Source organism: Neobittarella massiliensis (ex Bilen et al. 2018), assembly GCF_900289145.1.
In the GTDB taxonomy this organism is placed as follows: domain Bacteria; phylum Bacillota; class Clostridia; order Oscillospirales; family Ruminococcaceae; genus Neobittarella; species Neobittarella massiliensis.
The window spans coordinates 1-20394 of record NZ_OKQO01000014.1; the positions used below are offsets into that span (position 1 = coordinate 1).

Here is a 20394-nt window from a genome sequence, read left to right on the forward strand (position 1 = left end):
CAGCCCCATAAAAGAACGCCCACCTTGCCCAGCTTTTGCTGCACCAGTGCCGGCGGTTGGGCGGCCAGCTGACCGATGGTGTGTATGCCCATACGCGCCAGCTTGCTTTCGGTGGCGTGGCCCACGTTGGACCGGGCGCGCCCGGGCCGCGGCCCTCCCCCCTCCTGCCGTCCTTGCTGTCTCCTATCCTCCTCGAGAGGCCAATAAGAGACAGGCCCGGCACAGACCGAGATCACCACCTTTACCCAGCTCAAAAGCGCCATCGACGCCGCAGCCGGCAGCTCGGCGGTGCTCTCTCTATCCGGTGAGATCTACATGGAAGAGCTGCTCACGATACCGGCGGGCACCACAGTCACGCTGCAGGGCGGCGGCACGCTGGCCCGAGATGCCCGCTACACCGGCCTGTTCTTTCTCGTCCAAAAGGGCGGCACACTGAATATCGACGGCATCACGCTCGACGGGCGGGGCCTGGCAGCCAACTCCAACGGCTTGATCTGCAGCTACGGCGCAGTGGCGCTCAACGCCGGGGCCCTGCAGGGCATCCACTGTCTCGGCGGCGCCGCGGATTATCAGCGCAGCGCAGTCAGTGTCGTGGGCCCCGACGCCACCTTTACCATGACCGGCGGCCAGATACGGGATAACACCTACACCCAGCCGCGCAGCAATCAGCATATCGGCGCAGTTATGGCTGTAGATGGGGCCACGATCGAGCTGTCTGGCGGGCAGATCACCCAAAACACGCTGGAGGCCAGCATCTCTGCGGCGGTCGTGGTGTTTGGCGGTACCGACAAAGAGGTGGATTCGCACCTGTATATCAGCGGCGACGCCCAGATCACCGACAACGTCGCCTATAACGGCGGCGTACTGCTGGGCAACTCCAATGCCTCCTCTCTGTGGAGCGACCTGGGGCTGGCGGTCTGCCAGATGGATGGCGGGCTCATTGCCCGCAACACCGCCCAGGGGTTCGAGGGCTACACCAAAAACTACGGCGGCGGGGTCATGGTGTACTACCACGCCGACTTTACCATGAACGGCGGCCAGATCCTGCAAAACACCGGCAAGATGGGGGCTGGCGTGTGTGTGACCGACGGTTTTGTCGAGTCTGGCGCCTACGCCGCCGGCTGGTCGTACCAGGAGCTGTGGATAGAGAAATACAACATTCCCGGCGCCTTTCGCCTAAACGGCGGCGAGATATCCGGCAACCGGGCCATCGGCGGCGGCACCGGCGATGAGGGCTGCGGCGGCGGCATATACATCGCCTCGAATCAGGTGACGCTAAGCGGCGGCAGCATTACCGACAACGGCGCCGGCCGTCAGGGCGGCGGCGTGTATGTGGGCTGTGTGCCCTATGTGCTGCACATGTACGACGCGCTGATCACCGACAATACCGCCGAGCTGCTGGGCGGTGGGCTGTGGTTTTGCCCCACCGGTGACGCCACCAATGCAGTGACCAACGGCGGCGCCATCTACGGCAACCGGGCCGGTGGGGCCGGCGACGATTTTGTCGCCGTGCCGCAGACCGGCAAGCTCTACACCACCAACCTGGCCGATCGCATGCTCGGCGGCGGCGCGGTCAGCTGGTACCGCGACGGCGGTGTCGAGCTGCTCGACGGCGACCAGCTGGGCCAGCCCGACCAGACAGCGCGATTTGATCCCCAAGACCCCGGTCAGCGGCTGACCGACATCCAAAACAGCACCCAGGGGCATGCCCTGAAGGCGGTGGTTTCACCGGCGGCACAGCAGCTGGCCCAAAGCCAGGCCAAGCTCTACATCACCGGCAACCGCGCCCCGCGCGGCGGCGGCGTTGGCTCGAACGGCAGCGTGATCATCGGCACACCGCAGCAGGAGTACACGCTACAGGTGCGCAAGGTGTGGCCCGACGGTGTTTTGCCGGCGGCGCAGGCGGCGGTGACCGTGGCCCTGCAGATCGGCGATTACCAGCTGGATACCGTGGTGCTGGAACAGAAAAACAGCTGGCAGGCCACCTTTACCCAACTGCCGGACCCCGCAACACTGGGGGAGCTGCAGGTACAGGTGCTCGAGACGCCGGTGCCCGACGGCTTTGCCCCCAGCTACTCGCAGGCGGTGGTGGACGAAGACGCCAAGACCATCTCGATCACCATCACCAACACTCCGCTGCCCACCGCCACCGGCTCGCTCACGGTGGAAAAAGCGGTAGCCGGCATCGGCGGCGAGACCGACCGCGATTTTACCTTTGTGGTGCAGCTGAGCGACACCGCCGTTTCGGGCGTATACGGAGAGATGCTGTTTACCGGCGGCAAGGCGCAGTTCACGCTCAGGCACGGGCAGCGGTGTACCGCCACCGGCCTGCCCGCCGGCACCACCTACCGGGTGACCGAGGTCGAGGCCGGTGAGGACGGCTACCGCACCACCGCCACCGGCGACAGCGGCGCGATCGCCGCCGGGCAGATGAGCACGGCGGTATTTACCAACTGGCGCGACAGCCAGACGCCGAGACCGCTCGCCGAGACCGAGACCGGCTCTCCCGGCTCCCCCGCTACCGGCGGGAGCGTATCGGCGGTGCTGCTGCTCATATCCGCGGTGGCGGCGGGGTCGCTGCTGCTGTTATACCGGCGGCGCTGGGGCTATCGCCCCAAACACAGCAAGTAAAATAGCGCGGCCGAGAAAGGCAAAAGACCGGGCTGTCCGTGTAAGGACAGCCCGGTCTTTTATTGGTGGATGGATGGGGCCGCTTGGCCGGGCATACCGCCCGGGCGGCACCGCGGCAGCGCGCCTTTTTAACTACACCTCGAAGTCGGCGGCGCTGCGGCCGGTCACGACCTGATGGACGAACGCCTTCACCTTGACGTGCTCGGGGTGATCTTGATATACCGCCAGCGCCTGGCGGTCACAAAGCTCTGCATACAGGCAGACATCGGCCCCGCCGGGGGTGAAATTGAGCCCCACCTGGGCCATTAGCAGCCCGGGGACTTTGCCCACCAGCGCCTCTAACTTTTGTTTCATGATGGCGGCGTTCTCCGCCCGGGTGCGGCCGTCGGCCTCTTCTGCCAAATTCCACATAACGATATGCTTTACCATAGATAAAACCTTCCTTTCTCTGGTCCGGCCATACGGCCGGTGTGCTGCTCGCCCGTCTGTCTGCATTATCCCAAATCGGGGCGCCGGTGTAAAAGCTCTTTATCGGCCGGGCCGGCACTGCTTTTCCCGCCGGCGCCGAGAAGAAATCGTCACAAAACCGTAATGCGTCTGTAAGAAACAGCGCTAGATTTTTACCGCCTGTTTCGCTATACTGAAAAAAGAGACCGGCGGGCGCACACAGCTGCCCGCTACAACAAAGGAGGTGTGCCTGTGAAGACCTTTTTTAAGTGGCTGGGCCGCATCGTCTGCTGCCTGCTCTTGCTGCTTATCGTCGGCGGCACCGCTCTTACCCTGTACTGTCATCACCAGTATGCGCAGATCATCGAAAAGGAACCGGTGTCGCAAAAAGTGGCCGCGCTCAAACAAAAAGAGGGCTATGTGCCGCTGGAGGAGATGAGCGACTACTACCTGGAGGCGGTGGTGGCCGTGGAGGACCACCGCTTTTACGACCACGGCGGTATCGACCCGCTGGCACTGGTGCGCATCTTCTTTGACAGCGTGCGCGCCGGGCACATCGTGGGCGGCGGCAGCACCATCACCCAACAGCTGTGCAAAAACATCTACCTGAGCCAGGAGCAGACCATCACCCGCAAAATAACCGAGGTGTTTTTTGCCCTGGAGGTGGAAAAAGAGCTCTCTAAAGACGAGATACTGGAGCTGTACTGCAACGACGCCTACTTTGGCAACAACTGCTACGGCATCGGGCAGGCCAGCGCCTACTACTACCAAAAAGCGCCGGCCGACCTCACTCTGGAAGAGGCCACCTTTTTGGCCGGTCTCCCCCAGGCGCCCAGTTATTTTGCCGACAACCCCGACCAGGGGCGCCAGCGGCAGGAAGAGGTGCTGGACGCGATGGTAAAATACGGCTATTTGAGTGAGAGCGACCGCCCCAGCCTGGCCTGAACCCCAAAAATAAAACAGAGCGCCGGATACGCATACCGTACCCGGCGCTCTGTTTTATTGCGCGGGCCCCGGGTCGGGGAGCTGCACAGCTACTCTTTTTTTAGACAGTGCAGACAACAGCCGTCCTGCAGAGAAAAAAGGCGGCCACAGGCGGGGCAGCGGTGGCTCTCTTGCAGCGCCGCCAGCGCCCGCGGTTTGCCCACTGTTTTTATGTGGGCTACAAACGCCGGCAGATCGACCTGATAGCGGCGGCGGTAATTTTTATAGAGCGGCAGCAGCTTTTTGCAGGGCCAGCTCGCACAGGTCAAACACCCGCCGGCCCCGCGCGCCTGCACACAGCCGCGTATGGCACATTTTTGGCACGACACCGCAAGCTGCGCCGCCGGCCCCCGGCAGCCGCCACAGGGCTTTTTGGCCGCCAGGTAACGGCTGCACAGGCCGCAGTACACCCCGCAGGGGGCCAACAGCTCTACCCGCTCCTGCACCACAGCTCCCCCCTTCTGCCTCAAGGCCCTCAGCACTGGGGCGCCTACTCGTACTCCAGTATGCGGCAGCTGCCCTGCAGCGCCGCCAGCGCCCCTTGGGCCATAGCCAGCATCTCGCTCTCCCCGGGGTAGACGAACACCGGGGCGATCAGGTCTACGCGCTCTTTTATCTGGCCGGTGAAGCGGTCGCTGTAGGCCATACCGCCGGTGAGCACGATGCCGTCGACCCGGCCGCAGAGCACCGCTACCATAGCGCCGATCTGTTTGGACACCTGGTAGGCCATGCTCTCCAGCACCAGCGCCGCAAACGAGTCGCCGTTTTTGATCATCTTCTCACATACCCGCAGATCGTTGGTGCCCAGCAGCGCCTGCATGCCGCTCTGGTTGGTGATGAGATCCACCATCTCCTGCCGGGAGTACTGGCCCGAAAAGCACATGTCGATGACCGGTACCAGCGGCAGCGCCCCGCTGCGCTCGGGGGTGAAGGGGCCCTCCCCCATCATGGCGTCGTTGACGTCGATGACCCGCCCGTAATGGTGGGCGCCGACGGTGATGCCGCCGCCCATGTGGGCCACGATGAGCCGGCTGTTTTGATAGCTCTTGCCCAGCTCTGCACAGGCCCGGCGGGCCATAGCTTTGGCGTTGAGCGCGTGGAAGATGCTGCGCCGCTCGATACCGGGCATGCCGGTGAGCTTGGCCTGGGGCACCAGCTCGTCGGTCACCACCGGGTCAACGGTAAAAGCCGGTATGCCCAGCGCGTCGCCGATATCCCGGGCGATGAGCCCGCCCAGCGAGGAGGCGTGCAGGCTGGCCTCGCCGCTGGACAGATCCTCCACCATCTTGTCGCCGATGCGGTAGGTGCCCGAATCCAGCGGCTTTACCATGCCGCAGCGGCCGACCACCGCATCCAGCACGATGTGCTCCTGCTCCTGACCCTGCCCGGCCTCCTGCAGGGCCTGCATCACCATCTGCTGGCGCAGCGGCTTTTGCCCCATCACGCTGCCGCAGCGGTCCAGCTCGTCGCGGTCGTGGGTCAGGGTCCTCTCCAGCACACATTGCTGGTCTTTATACACGGCGATCTTGGTGGTGGTAGAGCCCGGATTGATCGCCAGGATATAATATGCGCGCACCGCGCACCTCCTCCTTGGTTTGGGCCCGCCGGCAGCCCGTTCCGGACGGCGGGCGGGCAGAGTAAGTTTTACAGCCACACCTCGCCGGTGCGGATCGTGCGCGCGCCGGCAGCGCCGCAGAGCGCCAAAAACGCATCGACGGCCGCCGGTGCGGCGCAGAGCTGCCAGGTGTTTTTTTGCCCCGGCAGCGGGGCGGCTCCCAACTGCCGCAGCTCCTCTTCGGGGGCCCCTTTGTCAAAAGACGCCAGCGCCAGCTCCCGGCCCTGGGCGCACGTGTCGGCGGCGAGCGACAGGATACAGTCGAGCCGGTCCAGCTGGCCGAGCAGCAGCCGCATATCGCCCCGTCCCTGCACCGTGATGAGCAGCCGGGTGGTCTGCCCGTCGTACTGCGGGCTGGCGTGTATCTCGCTGATGTTGAGCCCCGAGCGCCGGATGAGGATGGATATCTGGTCGAGCACCCCCACCCGGTCTTGTACATGCAGGTGCAGTTTATGTGTTTTTTGCAGCAAAGTCTCTCACCTTCTATGCGCCGCCTGTCGGCCGGTTCTGGGCCGACAGGTAGCGCTTAAAATCATCGGCCGGCATGGGCCGGCTGAACAGGTAGCCCTGGGCGCAGTCGCAGCCCAGCTGTGCCAGCAGCTGTAGCTGGGTCTCGTCTTCCACTCCCTCGGCGATGGTGGCGATGCCCATCTCCCGGCACATCTGCACCGTGTGGGCCACCACGGCCCTGGTGCGCTCGTTCTGGCCGATCTGGGTGACCAGGCTGCGGTCGAGCTTTACCACGTCCACATCCATGCCGGTGAGCATGGACAGGTTGGTGTACTTGGTGCCGAAGTCGTCCAGCGAGATCAGGAAGTGTTCGCCTTTCAGCTTTTCGCTGATGGCCGCCACCGTCTCTTTGCCCACCTCGCCGACAGTCTCGGTGATCTCGATCTCGATGGTGTGGCTGTCTACCCGGTACTGCGCCAGCAGCTGTTGCAGCATCTGGGTCAGGTCGGTCTCCAGCAGCGTGATGCGCGAGAAGTTGAGCGAGATGATCAGCGGCTCGAGGCCCTGCGCCGCGCGCCGGCTCTGGAACTTGCACACCTCTTCGAAAATAAAGAAATCGATGTAGCGGATCAGCCGCAGCCGCTCGAAAAATGGGATGAACCTGGCCGGCGGCAGCACCTTTTTCGTCTGCGGGTCGACGCTGCGCACCAGCGCCTCGGCCCCCACCACCCGGCCGGTGGCGATATCCACTTTGGGCTGCAGATACATCTGGTAAACGCCGCCGCGCAGGTCGGCCAGCAGCTGCTGCAGCACCTGGGGCCGGTTGTGCTTGCTCACCGTCTGCCGGTCGCTGTAATAGCGCTGTTTTTCCACCAGCATCTGCTCGCGGGCGTGCTCCAGTTGGGCCTGCAGCTCCGGCTCGTCGTCGGTCCAGCTGGTGCCCAGCGCCACCCCGTTGGAGGTGACTCCAAACAGGTCTTGCCGCAGGGCCGATACCGCCCCCTCAAAGTCCTGCTGCCCGATATCCTGACAGAACACCAAAAACTCGTCGCCGCCGGGCAAAAACACCCGTTCGTCGCCAAAGCGGTCGCAGATGCAGCGGGCCGTCTGCCGCACCACCTTGTCGCCCTCGGCGTAGCCGTACTGGTCGTTTATCTGCTTTAGGCCGTTGATATCGGCGACCAGAACGCCCAGGCTGGCAAAGCTCTGCTCGTCGATGCCGGTCAGGTACGCCACATAGCGCCGGCGGCCCTGCAGGCCGGTGAGCGGGTCGTGCTCGCGCAGAAAGTCGATGCTGCGCTGCTGCTCCAGCCGCTGGAAGGCGGCGTAGAGCAGGGCGACGGCGATCTCGAAAAAGCTCTGCCGGTAGTAGCTGTGGCGGCAGTTGACCATGCACAGGTAGTACTGTTTTTGCCGCTTTTGACCCATGGGCATAAACGGGGCGGCAAACAGATTGTACACCCCCAATTTAGAAAACAGCTGGTACAGCACCACGCTGCTGTGTTTGAGCAGCTGGATATCCTCTATCTCGAGCTTGCGCTGCTCTCTCATCAGTTCGGCCACCTGGCCGGTGAGACGCACGCTCTCCCAGTTTCTGGCCTGTTCGGTGCGCAGCTCATCGCGCCACTGGGGGTAGAACCTGAGCAGGTCGGCGCCGGCGTCGTACTCCAGCCACAGCACCTCGCCGGCGCCGTAGTGGGCCGCCACCGCCGCACCGGCGATATCTATGGCCCGCTGGCGGTCGGGGCAGTCCTCCAGCTCTTTTAAAAGCACCTTTACATCGGTCTGCACAGCCTGTGCGTGCGACACATCCGATAAGTCGGTGATGTCGACGGCCACCTCCATGCGGGCCGGGCGGCCCTGGTAGTTGATGAGCTTGTCTTTGATGATATAGTCGCGCTGCAACAGGTTGTTGGCGTGCTCCCACACGTAGGGGCGGTCGAAGCGGAGCAGGTGGTTGGTGCAGAAGGCGCAGGGGGCATCCAGCCCCTGCAGCGCCTTATAGCACTTTTGGCCCAGGTACTCCTGGCCCACAAAGCCCAGGTTCTCGGCGCCGGTGGGGTTTATATACAGCAGCTGGTAGGTGACCGGGTCGCTGATGTAGAGCACGTCGTCAAACTCGTCTATCAGCGAGTCTTTGGCCGTTGGCATACTGCCGGGCTCGGCCCGCTCTTCGGGCTCGACGGTGGGCTGGTCGATCTGGGTGACTACCCGCTGTGAGCGCCCCTTTATGCACATATCATCGGTGTAGAACACATACCGGTCGCGGCCGCGCTGCTTGGCCTGATACAGCGCGATATCCGCCTTTTGGTACAGCTCGGGGAAGGTGTCGCCGCAGGCCGGGCACAGCGATATGCCCACCGAGCAGCTGAGCCCCTCGAAGCTGCGGCGAAAGCTGGCGCAGATCTGGGCGGCTTTTTTCTCGGCGATGTCGCTGTCGGCAATGTTTTTCATAAAGATGATGAACTCGTCGCCGCCCATGCGGCCCACCACGTCGTCGGCGCGAAAGCCGGCCTGCAGCTTGCCGGCCATCTGAGATAGTACCCGGTCGCCGTACATGTGGCCAAAGCTGTCGTTTATCTTTTTAAAATCGTCTACGTCGATGATCAAAAAGGCGTGCATGCCCCCGGCGGGCACCTCGGCCAAAAAGTCGCGTATCAGCGTCTCGGATACGCCTTTGTTGTATAGCCCCGTCAGCGAGTCGCGCCGCGACTGGTACTGCAGCGAGAGCTCCTCTCTCTTTTGCTTGTCGATATCCTTTACATAGCAGAGCATCTTCACCGCGTCAGAGACCGGGTCTTTGATGATGTGGGCGGTCATGCGCACCCAGCGCAGGCGCTCGCCCATCCCGATCTGGCGGTACTCCATGCTCACCTCGGCCTGACCTTCGCCGTACCGCTCAAGCAGCTGTCCGCGGCCAAAGCAGCGCTCGAAATCGGCCCGCTCCTCCGGGTGCAGGCGGCGGCGCATGAGCAGCTGCAGGCTGTGCTCGTAATTTTGCTGGCGGCCGGGGCCGATGAGCTCGGCCCACTGGCCGGTGGCTTCGTCCACCGTGTTGGCGCTCAGGTCCACCTCGGCGTAAGAGAGCACGTCGGCCAGCATGGCCTGCCGGTATTTCTCCTCTTTGATAAAGGCGTACTCGGTCTCTTTTTGGTGGGTGATATCCTCCACCAGGCCAACGGCCCGCCGGGGCGTGCCGGCCGGGCCGGGCACGGCGGTCATCGAGAGGCGGTCCCAGATGTATTTGCCATGCACATTGCGGGCCTTGATCACGGTGCTCACCCGCGGTGCGCCGCGCTGTATATCCCGGTAGGCCTGCAGGTAGGACTCTATGTAGTCGGGGTGGATGATCCCCCGGTCGATCAGGGACTGGGGCACGTCGTCCACCCGCTGCGGCAGGCCGTAGATCTCGGCGGCGCGGCTGGTGTATACGTTGTAGCCGCCGTCGATGTGGTAGTCGAACACCGCGCCCCCGGTCTGGTCCATGGCGATGCGAAAGCGCTCCTCGCTCTGGCGCAGCTCCTCCTCCACCTTTTTGCGGTCGGAGATGTCGAGCACCACACAGTTCATGTAGGGCACGCCGTGGTCCTCGCCGCCAAAACTGCCCCTGGTCAAGATCCAGGTCAGCTTTCCGTCGCCGCGGGTCACCCGCTTTTCAAACTCAAAATTGCGCTTTTGGTCGGCGTAGGCGGCGCCGGTCACCTGCATGATGTTGGGCACATCCTCGGGGATGATGGCGGCGATGAGGCGGTTTCCCAGCTTGTCGCGCATCTGCTGGGCGGTGTAGCCGTACAGGCGAAAAAAGCTGGGGCTGCCATACAGCAGCGTAAAGTCCTCATCCATGCGCACGCGGCAGATACCGCCGGGCAGGTTGTCGGAAAAGTCTTCCAGCTCGCGGTTTTTCTTCAGCAGATCGGCGGCGGTGCTGGCCAGCTTCTGGTTGAGCAGCGCCCGCTCGGTGATGTCGACGAAAACGCCCACCAGGATCTCGTCCTGCCCCTCAAACAGCCGCCGGCCGCGGTCGAGCACCCACACGCTGCCGCCGTCTTTTTTGAGTAGGCGAAATTCGGCCTCGAAGGTGTTCCCCACCGCCAGCTGGCCGGTGATGGCCTCCACAGTCGGCTGCCGGTCGTCGGGGTGCAGGGCGCCGATGAGCAGCCCGCCGGTGGCGCGCTCGAACTCCTCGTAGCTGTAGCCCAGCATGTGCAGCAGCTGCTGGTTGACAAAGCGCAGCGGCGCCCCCTCCTGGTACCGGGCGCCGGCGATGCCCGCCGCCACCGCCTCGCCGAGCTGGGCCAAAATATCCAGCTGCAGCTCAAGCTCCACCGCCTGCCCGCCCTTAAAAGAGAGCTCCAGCGGCAGCAGCTGCCCCAACTTGTTTTGCATGGGCGTCGACACGTGCACCGCCTGCAGGCCCAGACGGCCGCCGCTCAGCTGCTCGATCTTGGCGCTGATGCGCAGCTCGGTGCCGCGGTCGCCGTACCGCAGGTACAGCCGGGCCATGGCTAAAAAGCCGTCGCCGTCGCCGCTCACCTGCAGCTCCTGCCAGCACATGTCGTCGGGGGCGCTCACCCCCTGCAGCTCCCGGTCGAGCAGCTCGGTCAGGTGGCGGTCATCGGGCGCCCACGCGCGGCTGCCCACGCCGATGCCAAAGGCGCCGGGCGCAAAAAAGGTCAGGGTCTTGGGGACGTCGCGGTCTTTTAAATAAGCGGTGCAAAAGGCCTTTAAAAAGGCCTCTACACGCGCGTGCTCTCTATCCATAAATACGCTCCTCGCGCCCGGTCTTCTCCTGTCTGCCCCACTGCAGCCCGCGCAGACCCCGGCGCCTGTTGTCTAGCTCTCATTGTACCATACCGGCCCCCGCAAGTCACCGTTTTTATCGCCCGGCGGGCGGGCTACATCTCCCCGTACAAAACGCAGCGGCCGCCGCCCAGTTTCTTGGCCCTCTGCACGGCTTCTTCGGCCCGTGCCAGCAGCTGGCGGCAGGTGGCCGCCTCATCCGGCGCACAGCAGACCCCGATGCTCATTTTGAGGCCGCGGGCGGCGTGCGGCGCTGAAAACGGCTGGTACAGCTTTGCCAGCACCTGCTGCAGCCGCTCCTCCAGGTCCTCGCGGCCGTCCAGCCCCTTGAGCAGCAGCGCGAACTGGTCGCCGCCGCTGCGGGCCACGATGTCGTGTCCGTCCACGCTGCGGCGCAGCCGCCCGGCGATGTTGCGCAGCAGCGCATCGCCGGCCACGTGCCCCAGCTCGGCATTGACGCCGGAAAAGTCGTCGATATCCACCAGGATCAGCCCCAGCTTTTGCTGCCCAAAGCGCAGGTAGGTCTCGACCTGCCGCACCAGCGCCTGCCGGTCGTACAGCCCGGTCAGCGCGTCGCGGCGCGGGCTGCTCTCCTCCGCCGGCTGCTCTACATCGTGTACGATCTTGCCCACCAGCCCCAGCACGCGGCTGCCGCTCTGGTCCCAGAGCGAGCTTATCGAGACAGAAAACCGCTGCATGCCCCGAGCCAACGTGTGAAACCGCAGATAGCAGCGCACCGGGCCGCGCTCGCGCCGGCAGTACTCCAGCACCGCGCGCAGCGCGGCCCGGTCGTCGGGGTGTATCAGTCTGGTGTGTACCAGCAGCCGCCGGGCTTTGGTAAACACCCGCTGCTCGCCGCCAAAATAGGCCAGAAACGGCTCGGAAAAGGTGAGCTGGTCCTCTTTGAGGTCGTAGTCGAAAACGACGCTGCCGCTCAGGCTGCCGGGCTGCTGCTCCGGCGGCTTTATAAACTGCCCGGTCGCCCCATCGTACAGCGTGGGGCGGCACTCCCCGCCCTCGATGACCTGGCGGTAGCGGGCGCGCAGGTCCTCCAGCTCCTGCCGCATGCGGTGGCGGTCGGTCTTTTCGCGCACCACCACCTGGGTCACCGGCACGCCGTCCAGCTCTCCGGCCGGGCGGCCCTGCACCTGCACCCACACCACGGTGCCGTCGCGCCGCCGCACCCGCATCTCCATATCCAAAGGCGCGCCGCCGCGGGCCGCCTCCACCTCTCTTTGCACCTGGTCGCGGTCGTCCGGGTGCACCCAGGCCAGCGCCCCGTCGATCATGTCCGCCATCTCGCAGCCCAGGATGTCCAGATAGGCGCGGTTGGCTTCCAGCAGGCTCAGGTCTCTGTCTAAAAGCAGCTTGGCCACCCCTACCGGCAGCTGCTCAAAGAGCTCGTGGTGCTCTTTTTCCAGCATTTTGCGCGCCGTGATATCGACCAGTATCCCGTAGTACAGGGGGGCGTTGCCGCGCTGACCGGTGTAGATGAACTGCACCTGGAGCCACTGGGTGCTGCCGTCTTTTTTTTGGCGCGCAAACTCCAGCGAGATGGGCTCGTGCAGCGCCGACTTCTCCACCATCATGCAGATGTAGCGGCGGCGCTGGCGGGGGTCCATGCCCGGAAAAATGCCGTCGCGGTAATCGGACGGCGAGGTATCCAGCAGCTGAAAGTAGCGGTCGCTGCCCTGCAGGAGGTACACGTTCTGGTCGCGCACGATGTATTTGCCGCACACCCCCCGCAGGTTCTGGTTGTCTATCTCCAGCGCCTCCTGCAGGCGCTGCTCATCCTCTTTCTGCTGCTGGATACAGCGGCTGAGCAGCACCGCCAGCTGCCGCTGGCCAAACGGGTCCTGCACCCGCACCAGCCACGTCTCATACCAGCGCGGCTCCTCCTCCAGCGCGTCCCGCCAGCGGTGCTGCAGGTAGGGGTCTTTGGCGGTGTTTTGCCACACCTGCCGGGCCGCCGCGGGCATAAAGGCGCTCAGGTAGGCCTGCCGCTCCGGCTCCTCTAACCTGTCGGCCACGCCGCCGATCAGCTCGGAGTACGTCCCGGTCCTGCCAAAGGGCTGTTTGCCCGGGCCGCGGTACTGCGAGAGGAAGGTATAGCTGTCCTGTGACAGATCGACCGACACGACCGAGTCGTAGATCTGCAGGATGCCCCGCATGAGGAGCTCGCGGTCTAAGATGGCCTGCTGTTCGATCTCGGTGAATTGGTGGGGGGCCACGGTGATGATGTAGGCCGGTGTTCCGTCCTCCCAAACAGTTTTGGTGGCCGAGATATCGACCACTTCGCCAAAGGCGTCGCCGCTGCTGATCGATGTGCTGGTCTCGGCGTCGCCGATGGTGTGGAGCGGGCAGTTTTGGCACCCCTCCGGCCACACCTGGTGGCAGATCATCCCCACCCGCACCTGGGGGCTCACCCGCTCTACCCGCCGATTGTAGTACAGGATCCGGTGGTCCTCACGGCTGATCACATACCCCGCCACATTGCCCAGATCGTCGAGGATATTCGTTGCGTCTTGCTGCATAGTGGTCCTTTCCCGGCCGCCTCGCAGGGGCCTGTATCCACCTGGTGACACAGGCGGCGCACTCTATATAAAAACCATTTTTATCCAAATTATGTAACAATCATATCACACGCCTATTTTACTTGCAACATTTCTGTGCATGTTATACAGTTGAGGCTTGGACAAGTCGTGTTCTGTCCGTGTCCCAACGACTTTTCGCAGCAAAACCGAGCTTTTTCGGCATTTTTGTCTACTAGGCGCGAACAGATCATAAAAAGCGCCTAAAATATCAGGAACCATCGTGCCTATGGCTATTGTTCCAGCCTAAAAATGTGCCCCTCTTCCGGTCGTCTGTAAGGTGGTCGGTACCGCCAAGCGCCTAAGCAGTGGGGCTGCTCCATCGGGCGGTGGCAGCGCCATCTATCGCGGTGATCCACTGCCGCCGGCCGCCGTGGAGGTGGTGGCCGGCAGCTGCTATGTACCCCAGAAACAACCGCCAGACTAGTACCCACACACAGCGCGTATTCCGCAGGCGCGCCAAGTGCCGCCCGCCGAGACTGGGAGCCGGTATCTTTGGGGCTGGCGGTGGTCATCCCTTTTATGGGGCTGGATAGAGTATACCCGCCCACACCTGCTTACCGACGGAGCATTCGAACTGGACCGCAGCTGGTCTGGGGGCGGACTAGATCTGATCTGGAACTGTGATGCTACTTTCGACTGTTCTCCCATAAAACGCCTGTCAATGGCTGCGATCTGTCGCAACTGTAAAAGCATACGCGCTGAACTACCCGATACATAATAGCTACCCCACCAACAAAAAAAGCCTGGGGCCAAACAGTTTTCACTGTTGGTCCCAGGCTCGTTTACTCTCGATTTACACTCTGGTCGAGTGCGCTCTGTAGCGAATCTATGGTTGCCCCAGGGTCCAATACCCAGCAGTCTACCTTGCATATCGACAATGACAGCCGACTCCATTCAGTGACCGGCGCCGAATGTTGGTTCACTGGGCCGTTAGTCTTTAGCACGTACCATCAGTTTTTATGTTGCAGCACGGCGGTACAGTACTACCGGCACTCCATGCACAGATTATTAGTCTGGCTCATGGTCCTCTCCTGCGCTTGTTCTCTTCGGGGTGGTGCTCGCTGCATTTTCAGGGTCACCTGCACATTTGGTCGCCTCTTCCAATGCAGCCAGTCCCCTCTTTAAAAAGGTGGGAATAGGTGCACCTAGAGCGCCGGCATTTTCCAAGATAGAGCCCAGTTCGGTCAGTGTATACCACACCAGTACCACCGGGCTCAGCCCTACCGTATAGTCAAAAGGAAGCGATATGGCAGGTATACCGGCGATCACCAATCCGATGAGTATATCGAGCAGTACCGCCGCCCCCACGGCTACCAGACTACCCAGTTTGTGCCAGATACCATCTCTGGCCAGCGAGGACCGCCATCTTTTCTGGCGATGGGCAACAGCTGTACCGGTAAGATAATCGATCGTCATGGCGGTGACCCACAGCACGACCAGCCAACCAAACCATCCCCATATGGCTGAGAGCGCCGCTGTCAGACCGGCTATAGCCAGTTTCCAGCTCTTCACATGTTCTATCATCTTTTTCCCCCGTGGCCCGTTCACAGCAAGATGTGCAGCTTTTGGCCGGGGTAGATCAGATCGGGGTCTATAATGCCGTTTTGAGCAGCCAGTGCCTGATAAGTAGTGCCAAAACGCCCGGCAATGGCCGACAGCGTGTCCCCGTCTACCACCGTATAGGTCACGCTGCCTGCCTTCGGGATGTTCAGTACCTGTCCGGGGTAGATCAGGTTGGGGTTCTCTATATCGTTAGCTGCCGCCAAAGCCATGGCCGTACTGCCATAGCGGGCGGCAATAGCCGTTAGATCATCTCCCAACTGTACTGTATAGCGGGTCTTCCCGGCGATAGGAGCAGCCGGTAGCGACCCGACCTCAGTGGTGCCGGTCTGTGATGGGGCCGAGGTGGGCGGCGCTGCTGTCATTTTTATATTCGGGTAATCCTTATAGGCGATATCCTCATCTACCCGTCCCACAATACCCGGTATACTGCCAGAGCTGCTATATTGCCACATACCATAGTTGCCGGTATAGGTGCATGTGGTGTCCCATTGGGGCACCCACACATCCAGATCGCACAGTTTAGCCATATCGATCTTCTGCTCCAGCCAGTATTTACTGGCGTAGAGCACGCAGTAGTGCCCAGCCTCCTCGATCTCTTTTTGAAAGGCTCTTATATTGGCTGCCAGCTGATCGGATGATAGATGAGCGATCGTACTGTCCTCCACATCGTAGGCGATGAACATGTCTAATTTCCCCCGGTAGCGCGCTGCCAGCTGCAGGGCAAACCCTGCCTCCTGCCGGGCCTCTTCCTCATTTAAAGCAAAGGCGTAGATATACATCCCCACATGCAGCCCTGCTGCCAGCGCTCCGTCCATATGCGCATTAAACATTCTATCTTCACAGGGAGTGCCGTAAATGATGCTGCCGCCTTTAACAATGGCAAATTGCCTTCCCGAGCCCGCCACCATCTGCCAGTCGATATCCCCCTGATAGCGCGATACATCGATCCCGTGCATGATCTCGTTCATCTCATCCTCCTCTTTGCGTTTGTCCATCTACTTTACAGATGTCCTAGGCCGTACGCCGCCACATATAGCAAGTCAGGTAGGGCTGCAGATTGGTAGCTGCCGCCGATGTACCTGCAACTTTGGTAGCGTGATTGATACGGCTGTTTGCTATATTGAGTGAATTTGCAGAATGTGTAAATGCATAGTGGAATATGTCGGGGCCCTTTTCTGATGCGGTGTACCCCAGTGACGCTGAGTTGCCGTCATAGGCACCGATCTGCGCACGTAACGTTCCCGACTCATGAGCATGTGTCTTCGCACCGCCGCTCTTGTTGACAGCGTTAAACTCCGCTTGAGAAGTATCTACTCCTACCAGCACCCGGCCGGCGGCGATTGCCGACCAAGTGCCGCCCAAAAAGCTGGCCGGTGAGGTATTGACCATAGATATGTACACGGCCCCTACCGGATAGATCTTGTTGAGCAGCTCGTCTGCATACAGCAGCCGCCGATTGTAGTTGTTGCCGCCGTACACGTCCCCCTGCACATATACCGGTTTATTGAACCAATGATTAGGCGCGTCGGTGAAGTAGTGCATATAGCTGGCATTTCGGCAGCCCATAGTAGTGGTCAAGCCGCTATCGGTCACTGCGATCTGGCCAGCCACGTCCAGCGACCCCTGCTCGTGTAATTTCATCACGCCGATGCCGTCTTTGGTCATATGCATGGTGGGGATGCCTCGATCCAGCACGCGGCTCAGCTGCGCCGAAGAGAGCAGATCGTTCACCTTGCACAGCAGATCAAAGGAGGCGTCGGCAGTAAAGCCGTTGGCGCCCAGATCGCCATCGATAAACGCGGTCAGGGTAAATTTCCCGCCAGCTATGGTGATGGGCAGTGCCGTCTCGCTGCTCCAGCCGCCTGCCTCACTGGCCTGGTAGGTATATGCTGCCGTTGGTCGGTTTACCTTTTCGGCAGAAAAATTGCCCTGCCAATAGGTACCCTCCAATACGAGCCGCGTGCGGGTATCCACATTGTTTTGGCGCCGCACGGTCATGGTCGTGATCTTGGGCGGGGTGTAGTCGATGATATCCGCCAGCTTGGTGACCGAGGTCTGGTTGCCACGACTGTCTACCGCCGCTACCTGAATACTGCCGCCAGTCACCGCTCTGATACTGCCGGCTACCTCACTCGCTCCATAGGGGATCTCGGCCGTTTTGCCCCCGCAAGAAACGATGTATTTTTTGATGGTCGCACCAGTAGTGCTGGTGGCCCGATCAGCTGCCGGCACCGTCACCTGCAAGGTGCTAAAACCACTGACTAACCTCTGGCTATCCAGTGTCAAGGCAGTGGTGGCACTGTTAATGTCGCAAAAGGTAAAGTTGCCAAATATCGGCCGGGCCGCCGTACTGTTTACTGTAGCCGTACCGTCTTTTACGACTGTGCCACACAGGTGATCGCAGTGGTAGCTCTGGCAGGTCAGTTTTACTGCCACTGTGTTGCTGTTGGGCGTTTTGGCGTATATGGCGGCTGTCTCCGCCGCTGTAAACTGAAAGGTATAAGCTGTACCAGATACATCTGCCTGCCGGATATTCGCCCCTCCTACCGCCAGAGTCAGCTTGTGGGTCACAGCGGCCCGGCTGCGGCTCAAGTTTACGGTCAGAGCCTGGCCGATGGTAAAATTGGCCGCTGTGGTGATGGTGCTGTGCGCCGGGGCTGTGATGGTACCGGCATAGTCCTTGTAGCCGATCAAAGTGCCGCCGGACATCGTGATCAGCCGCAGAGTATAGTTCACGCTCTGCGCGGTACCCATGTGACCGTAGAGTGCTTTGGTCTCGGCAACAGTCCAGGTAATGGTGCCGCTGGTGGTGTAGCCGCCGCGGCTGATCGCCAAAGTGCTGCCAAATCGCACCTCGATGTTGTGCGTAAAACTGCTGCTGGCCCGGCTGATACTCAAAGGCAGATTGTCCCCGGCCACAAAGTTTGCCGAGGAAGTAAGGCTGCTGGCCCTGGGTATGGTAGAGAGCGCAAAGCTGCCGCTGGCAGAACATCTTCCCGGCGAGTAAGAACTGGTCGGATTAAAGGTCGAAGATATCGAGATACTACCTGCGCCGGCGGCATCGTGGGTCACCCACTGATCACAGGTCGTCAGCACGACTCGACCGCCGGCGCCGATGCTCACGATCTTGTCAAAGCCGTGCTGCACACCGCTGATGGTGACAGTCCCATCCACCCCACTGAGGCTCTCCCAGCTGCGCGTGTTCGATGTGAGCCACACATCGACACGGACCAGCGATTGGTTGTTGGCCACGTTGGTCTGTATCTCGTATACATCCAAAAAATAGGCAAAATTGCCGGCGTAATTGGTTACTGATCCGTTGATAATAGCCAATATACATTCCTCCTTAGTCGTTGATAACGAAAAATGCTCCGCTCTCCATAGGGATGATGCGCAAGGCGCTGACCGGGTTTTCGTACCGCTGTACGGTCAGCTCCTCCTGCGCTGTCAATCTGGCTATGAGTGCATCATCTTTGGTCAGATAGACCACATCTTTACCGGTATCTTTGTTCTGTACTAAAAACTGCTTGTTATCGATCTGCACCGCAAAAGGATCACCCTCTACGTCTACCTGCAGACCGCGCCGATTGACAGTCACGCCCCCGGCTTCCACCTCGCCTCTGGATTGCTGCCAGGCGGTGCACACCAGACCCGCTTTAACGATGATATCCGCCACGGCCAGCACGCCATTTTGACAGGCAAATGACACTTCTGTCTCTTCTGACTGGGCAATAAAGCTGCCGGTGCGCTCCACCCACTCATCGGTAGGTGTGATCTCCTCCACCGGCCTGCCAAACGCCACTGCCGCCTCTGTCTGTAGGCCCACCTCCAGCTTGTACTTAAAATACCAGGCATACTGTCCGCCGGGCACAGTCTTTATATACTGCCGCATAGCACCACTGGTATCGGCTCCGCCCGCTAAAATAAAGCCACCGCCGGCCGCTGTCTGGCGGTAGGTCTCACTGCTGGTATCGGTCGTCACCTGCCCCTCTGTCACCCAGTCTTCGAGTCCCAGCCGGCCGCTGGACCCAGCGACCAGATTGTCGCCACCTGTCTTCTGGGCCGATAGGGTTATCTGCTCGATGCGCTGGTCGATACGGCTGCTCTCCCGCTCCAGCTCTTTGCCGGTCGCGTAGGTCTCGGCCACCTCTGTGCGGATCACGTCTGCCGCCTGGGTGATCTGACTCTGGAGCAGTACCTCTGTCTCGCCTTTGGTGTAGGTCTCGGTCAACCGGGAGGTAGTGGCGTCCAGATCTCGTACCACTTCATTTAGCTTTGTGTGTCCGCTCTGCAGTTCTTCTTTGATCTCTTTGATCGTGCTCTGGAACACACCGGTGATCTTCTCTGGCACCGACGACAGTGTCACCACATTTTTTTCCGGCATGAGCGGATACTCCACGTACTCCACCACCTGGTGCTCCTCTTTCCTGTGGCGTCGGTCATCCATAAACAGTACCTTATCGTATAGGCCCAGTTTCAGCTGGCTGTACCGGGGGTCCATTTTAGCCAAGTCCACCACATCCAGTTCATAGCTGCGCCGAGGTACTGCCAAACGCTTGAGCTGTTCGAGCGCCCGGTCTTTTAGCAACTGTGGGTCCTCGCAGTCTCGGTCTTCCCAGGTGGCGCAGATCACCCGATTGGTATAGGAAAAATCCTCTATAAATTCTGTACCTTCGTTGACGCTGACGATGCTCAAACCATCTTTTCCGTAGGGGTACAGTCTGGTCACCAGATCGGTACTCTCGCCGGTAAAGGTCACCGAACGCAGGTTCAGTTCGTCGGTGATATAAATCCCCGTAGGCTGCGCATTCTCCGGTACGATGACCCGCACGATCCGGCGCTTGTTGTCCCAGTCGTACACCACGCCATAGATCTCCATACACTCCTGCAAGATATCATATGCCGTCACTCTCTCCAGCTCGAGCTTGTGCAGATCAGTCACCTGGGTGCCGCCCTGTGCCTGCCAGCCCTCGGGCAATACTTCCGCCAATACGTCCTGCAGTCGCATCTCACTGTGGTTGTAGGTCATATAAAAGCGCGCCTGCAGCGCGCTCAAATCCAGTGCGCAGTCCACCGTCGTGGTACCGCCCCGCCGCTCGCACATACCCTTGATCAGGTAGTAGCGGCCCTGTGCCTCCACCCGCAGTTCCTCGGCCAGCTTATCGTATTGGGGGTGTTCGCTGGATATTTCAAATTGCAGGGTATCGAGTCCATCGTAATCGTGCGTTATGCTGTAAGCGCTGGGGGCCAATCCCTCTAAAGGATACTGCGACGCCCCGTCCGCTCCGGTCAAAATAATCATCTAGCCAG

The 20394-nt window shown here is 61.2% G+C and carries 12 protein-coding genes; 2 read left to right on the plus strand and 10 right to left on the minus strand.

Annotated elements, in window-relative coordinates; translation table 11 throughout:
* Positions 1 to 315: 315 nt before the first annotated feature.
* Positions 316 to 2631 (plus strand): DUF7601 domain-containing protein, encoded by a 2316-nt coding sequence (locus C6Y32_RS14535; RefSeq protein ID WP_105205999.1) that lies wholly within the window; start codon positions 316 to 318, stop codon positions 2629 to 2631.
* A 132-nt stretch (positions 2632 to 2763) separates the two neighbouring features.
* On the opposite strand, the gene C6Y32_RS14540 is transcribed toward C6Y32_RS14535, so the two are convergent.
* Positions 2764 to 3060 (minus strand): Dabb family protein, encoded by a 297-nt coding sequence (locus tag C6Y32_RS14540; RefSeq protein ID WP_105206000.1) that lies wholly within the window; start codon positions 3058 to 3060, stop codon positions 2764 to 2766.
* A 270-nt stretch (positions 3061 to 3330) separates the two neighbouring features.
* Here C6Y32_RS14540 and C6Y32_RS14545 point away from each other — a divergent pair, with 270 nt between their 5' ends.
* Complete coding sequence (locus tag C6Y32_RS14545; RefSeq protein ID WP_105206001.1) at positions 3331 to 4023, plus strand: transglycosylase domain-containing protein; 693 nt, start codon at positions 3331 to 3333, stop codon at positions 4021 to 4023.
* 89 nt (positions 4024 to 4112) lie between these two features.
* Here the strand turns inward: C6Y32_RS14545 and C6Y32_RS14550 are convergent, their stop codons facing one another.
* The 9 genes from C6Y32_RS14550 to C6Y32_RS14590 all read right to left on the minus strand — a co-directional run bounded on the left by C6Y32_RS14550 (position 4113) and on the right by C6Y32_RS14590 (position 20386).
* A complete protein-coding gene (locus C6Y32_RS14550) occupies positions 4113 to 4508 on the minus strand; it encodes a DUF3795 domain-containing protein (protein ID WP_164998307.1) in 396 nt (131 codons plus the stop codon).
* Positions 4509 to 4552: 44 nt separating this feature from the next.
* A complete protein-coding gene (gene buk, locus C6Y32_RS14555; RefSeq protein ID WP_105206003.1) occupies positions 4553 to 5638 on the minus strand; it encodes a butyrate kinase in 1086 nt (361 codons plus the stop codon).
* 68 nt (positions 5639 to 5706) lie between these two features.
* Positions 5707 to 6147, minus strand: coding sequence for an ACT domain-containing protein (locus tag C6Y32_RS14560; RefSeq protein WP_105206004.1), 441 nt, complete (start codon positions 6145 to 6147; stop codon positions 5707 to 5709).
* Between the two features lie 13 nt (positions 6148 to 6160).
* Positions 6161 to 10888, minus strand: coding sequence for a sensor domain-containing protein (locus tag C6Y32_RS14565; protein ID WP_105206005.1), 4728 nt, complete (start codon positions 10886 to 10888; stop codon positions 6161 to 6163).
* A 134-nt stretch (positions 10889 to 11022) separates the two neighbouring features.
* The gene (locus C6Y32_RS14570) at positions 11023 to 13461 is read right to left on the minus strand and encodes a diguanylate cyclase domain-containing protein (RefSeq protein WP_105206006.1); all 2439 of its coding nucleotides are present in this window, start codon (positions 13459 to 13461) and stop codon (positions 11023 to 11025) included.
* A 1068-nt stretch (positions 13462 to 14529) separates the two neighbouring features.
* Entirely contained in the window at positions 14530 to 15045 is a 516-nt protein-coding gene (locus C6Y32_RS14575; RefSeq protein WP_105206007.1) for a phage holin family protein, read from the minus strand.
* Positions 15046 to 15065: 20 nt separating this feature from the next.
* The gene (locus C6Y32_RS14580) at positions 15066 to 16079 is read right to left on the minus strand and encodes a LysM peptidoglycan-binding domain-containing protein (protein ID WP_105206008.1); all 1014 of its coding nucleotides are present in this window, start codon (positions 16077 to 16079) and stop codon (positions 15066 to 15068) included.
* Positions 16080 to 16095: 16 nt separating this feature from the next.
* A complete protein-coding gene (locus C6Y32_RS14585) occupies positions 16096 to 18417 on the minus strand; it encodes a DUF859 family phage minor structural protein (protein WP_105206009.1) in 2322 nt (773 codons plus the stop codon).
* Between the two features lie 13 nt (positions 18418 to 18430).
* Positions 18431 to 20386: a phage tail spike protein gene (locus C6Y32_RS14590; RefSeq protein WP_105206010.1), complete on the minus strand. Its 1956-nt coding sequence runs from the start codon at positions 20384 to 20386 to the stop codon at positions 18431 to 18433.
* Between the last annotated feature and the right edge of the window lie 8 nt (positions 20387 to 20394).

Bases quoted from the DNA above. Each gene is read 5' to 3' on its own strand.
- C6Y32_RS14570 (WP_105206006.1), bottom strand. From the start codon at position 13,461: ATGCAGCAAGACGCAACGAATATCCTCGACGATCTGGGCAATGTGGCG.
- C6Y32_RS14575 (WP_105206007.1), bottom strand. From the start codon at position 15,045: ATGATAGAACATGTGAAGAGCTGGAAACTGGCTATAGCCGGTCTGACA.
- C6Y32_RS14590 (WP_105206010.1), bottom strand. From the start codon at position 20,386: ATGATTATTTTGACCGGAGCGGACGGGGCGTCGCAGTATCCTTTAGAG.
- C6Y32_RS14535 (WP_105205999.1), top strand. From the start codon at position 316: ATGGAAGAGCTGCTCACGATACCGGCGGGCACCACAGTCACGCTGCAG.
- C6Y32_RS14565 (WP_105206005.1), bottom strand. From the start codon at position 10,888: ATGGATAGAGAGCACGCGCGTGTAGAGGCCTTTTTAAAGGCCTTTTGC.
- C6Y32_RS14540 (WP_105206000.1), bottom strand. From the start codon at position 3,060: ATGGTAAAGCATATCGTTATGTGGAATTTGGCAGAAGAGGCCGACGGC.
- C6Y32_RS14580 (WP_105206008.1), bottom strand. From the start codon at position 16,079: ATGGACAAACGCAAAGAGGAGGATGAGATGAACGAGATCATGCACGGG.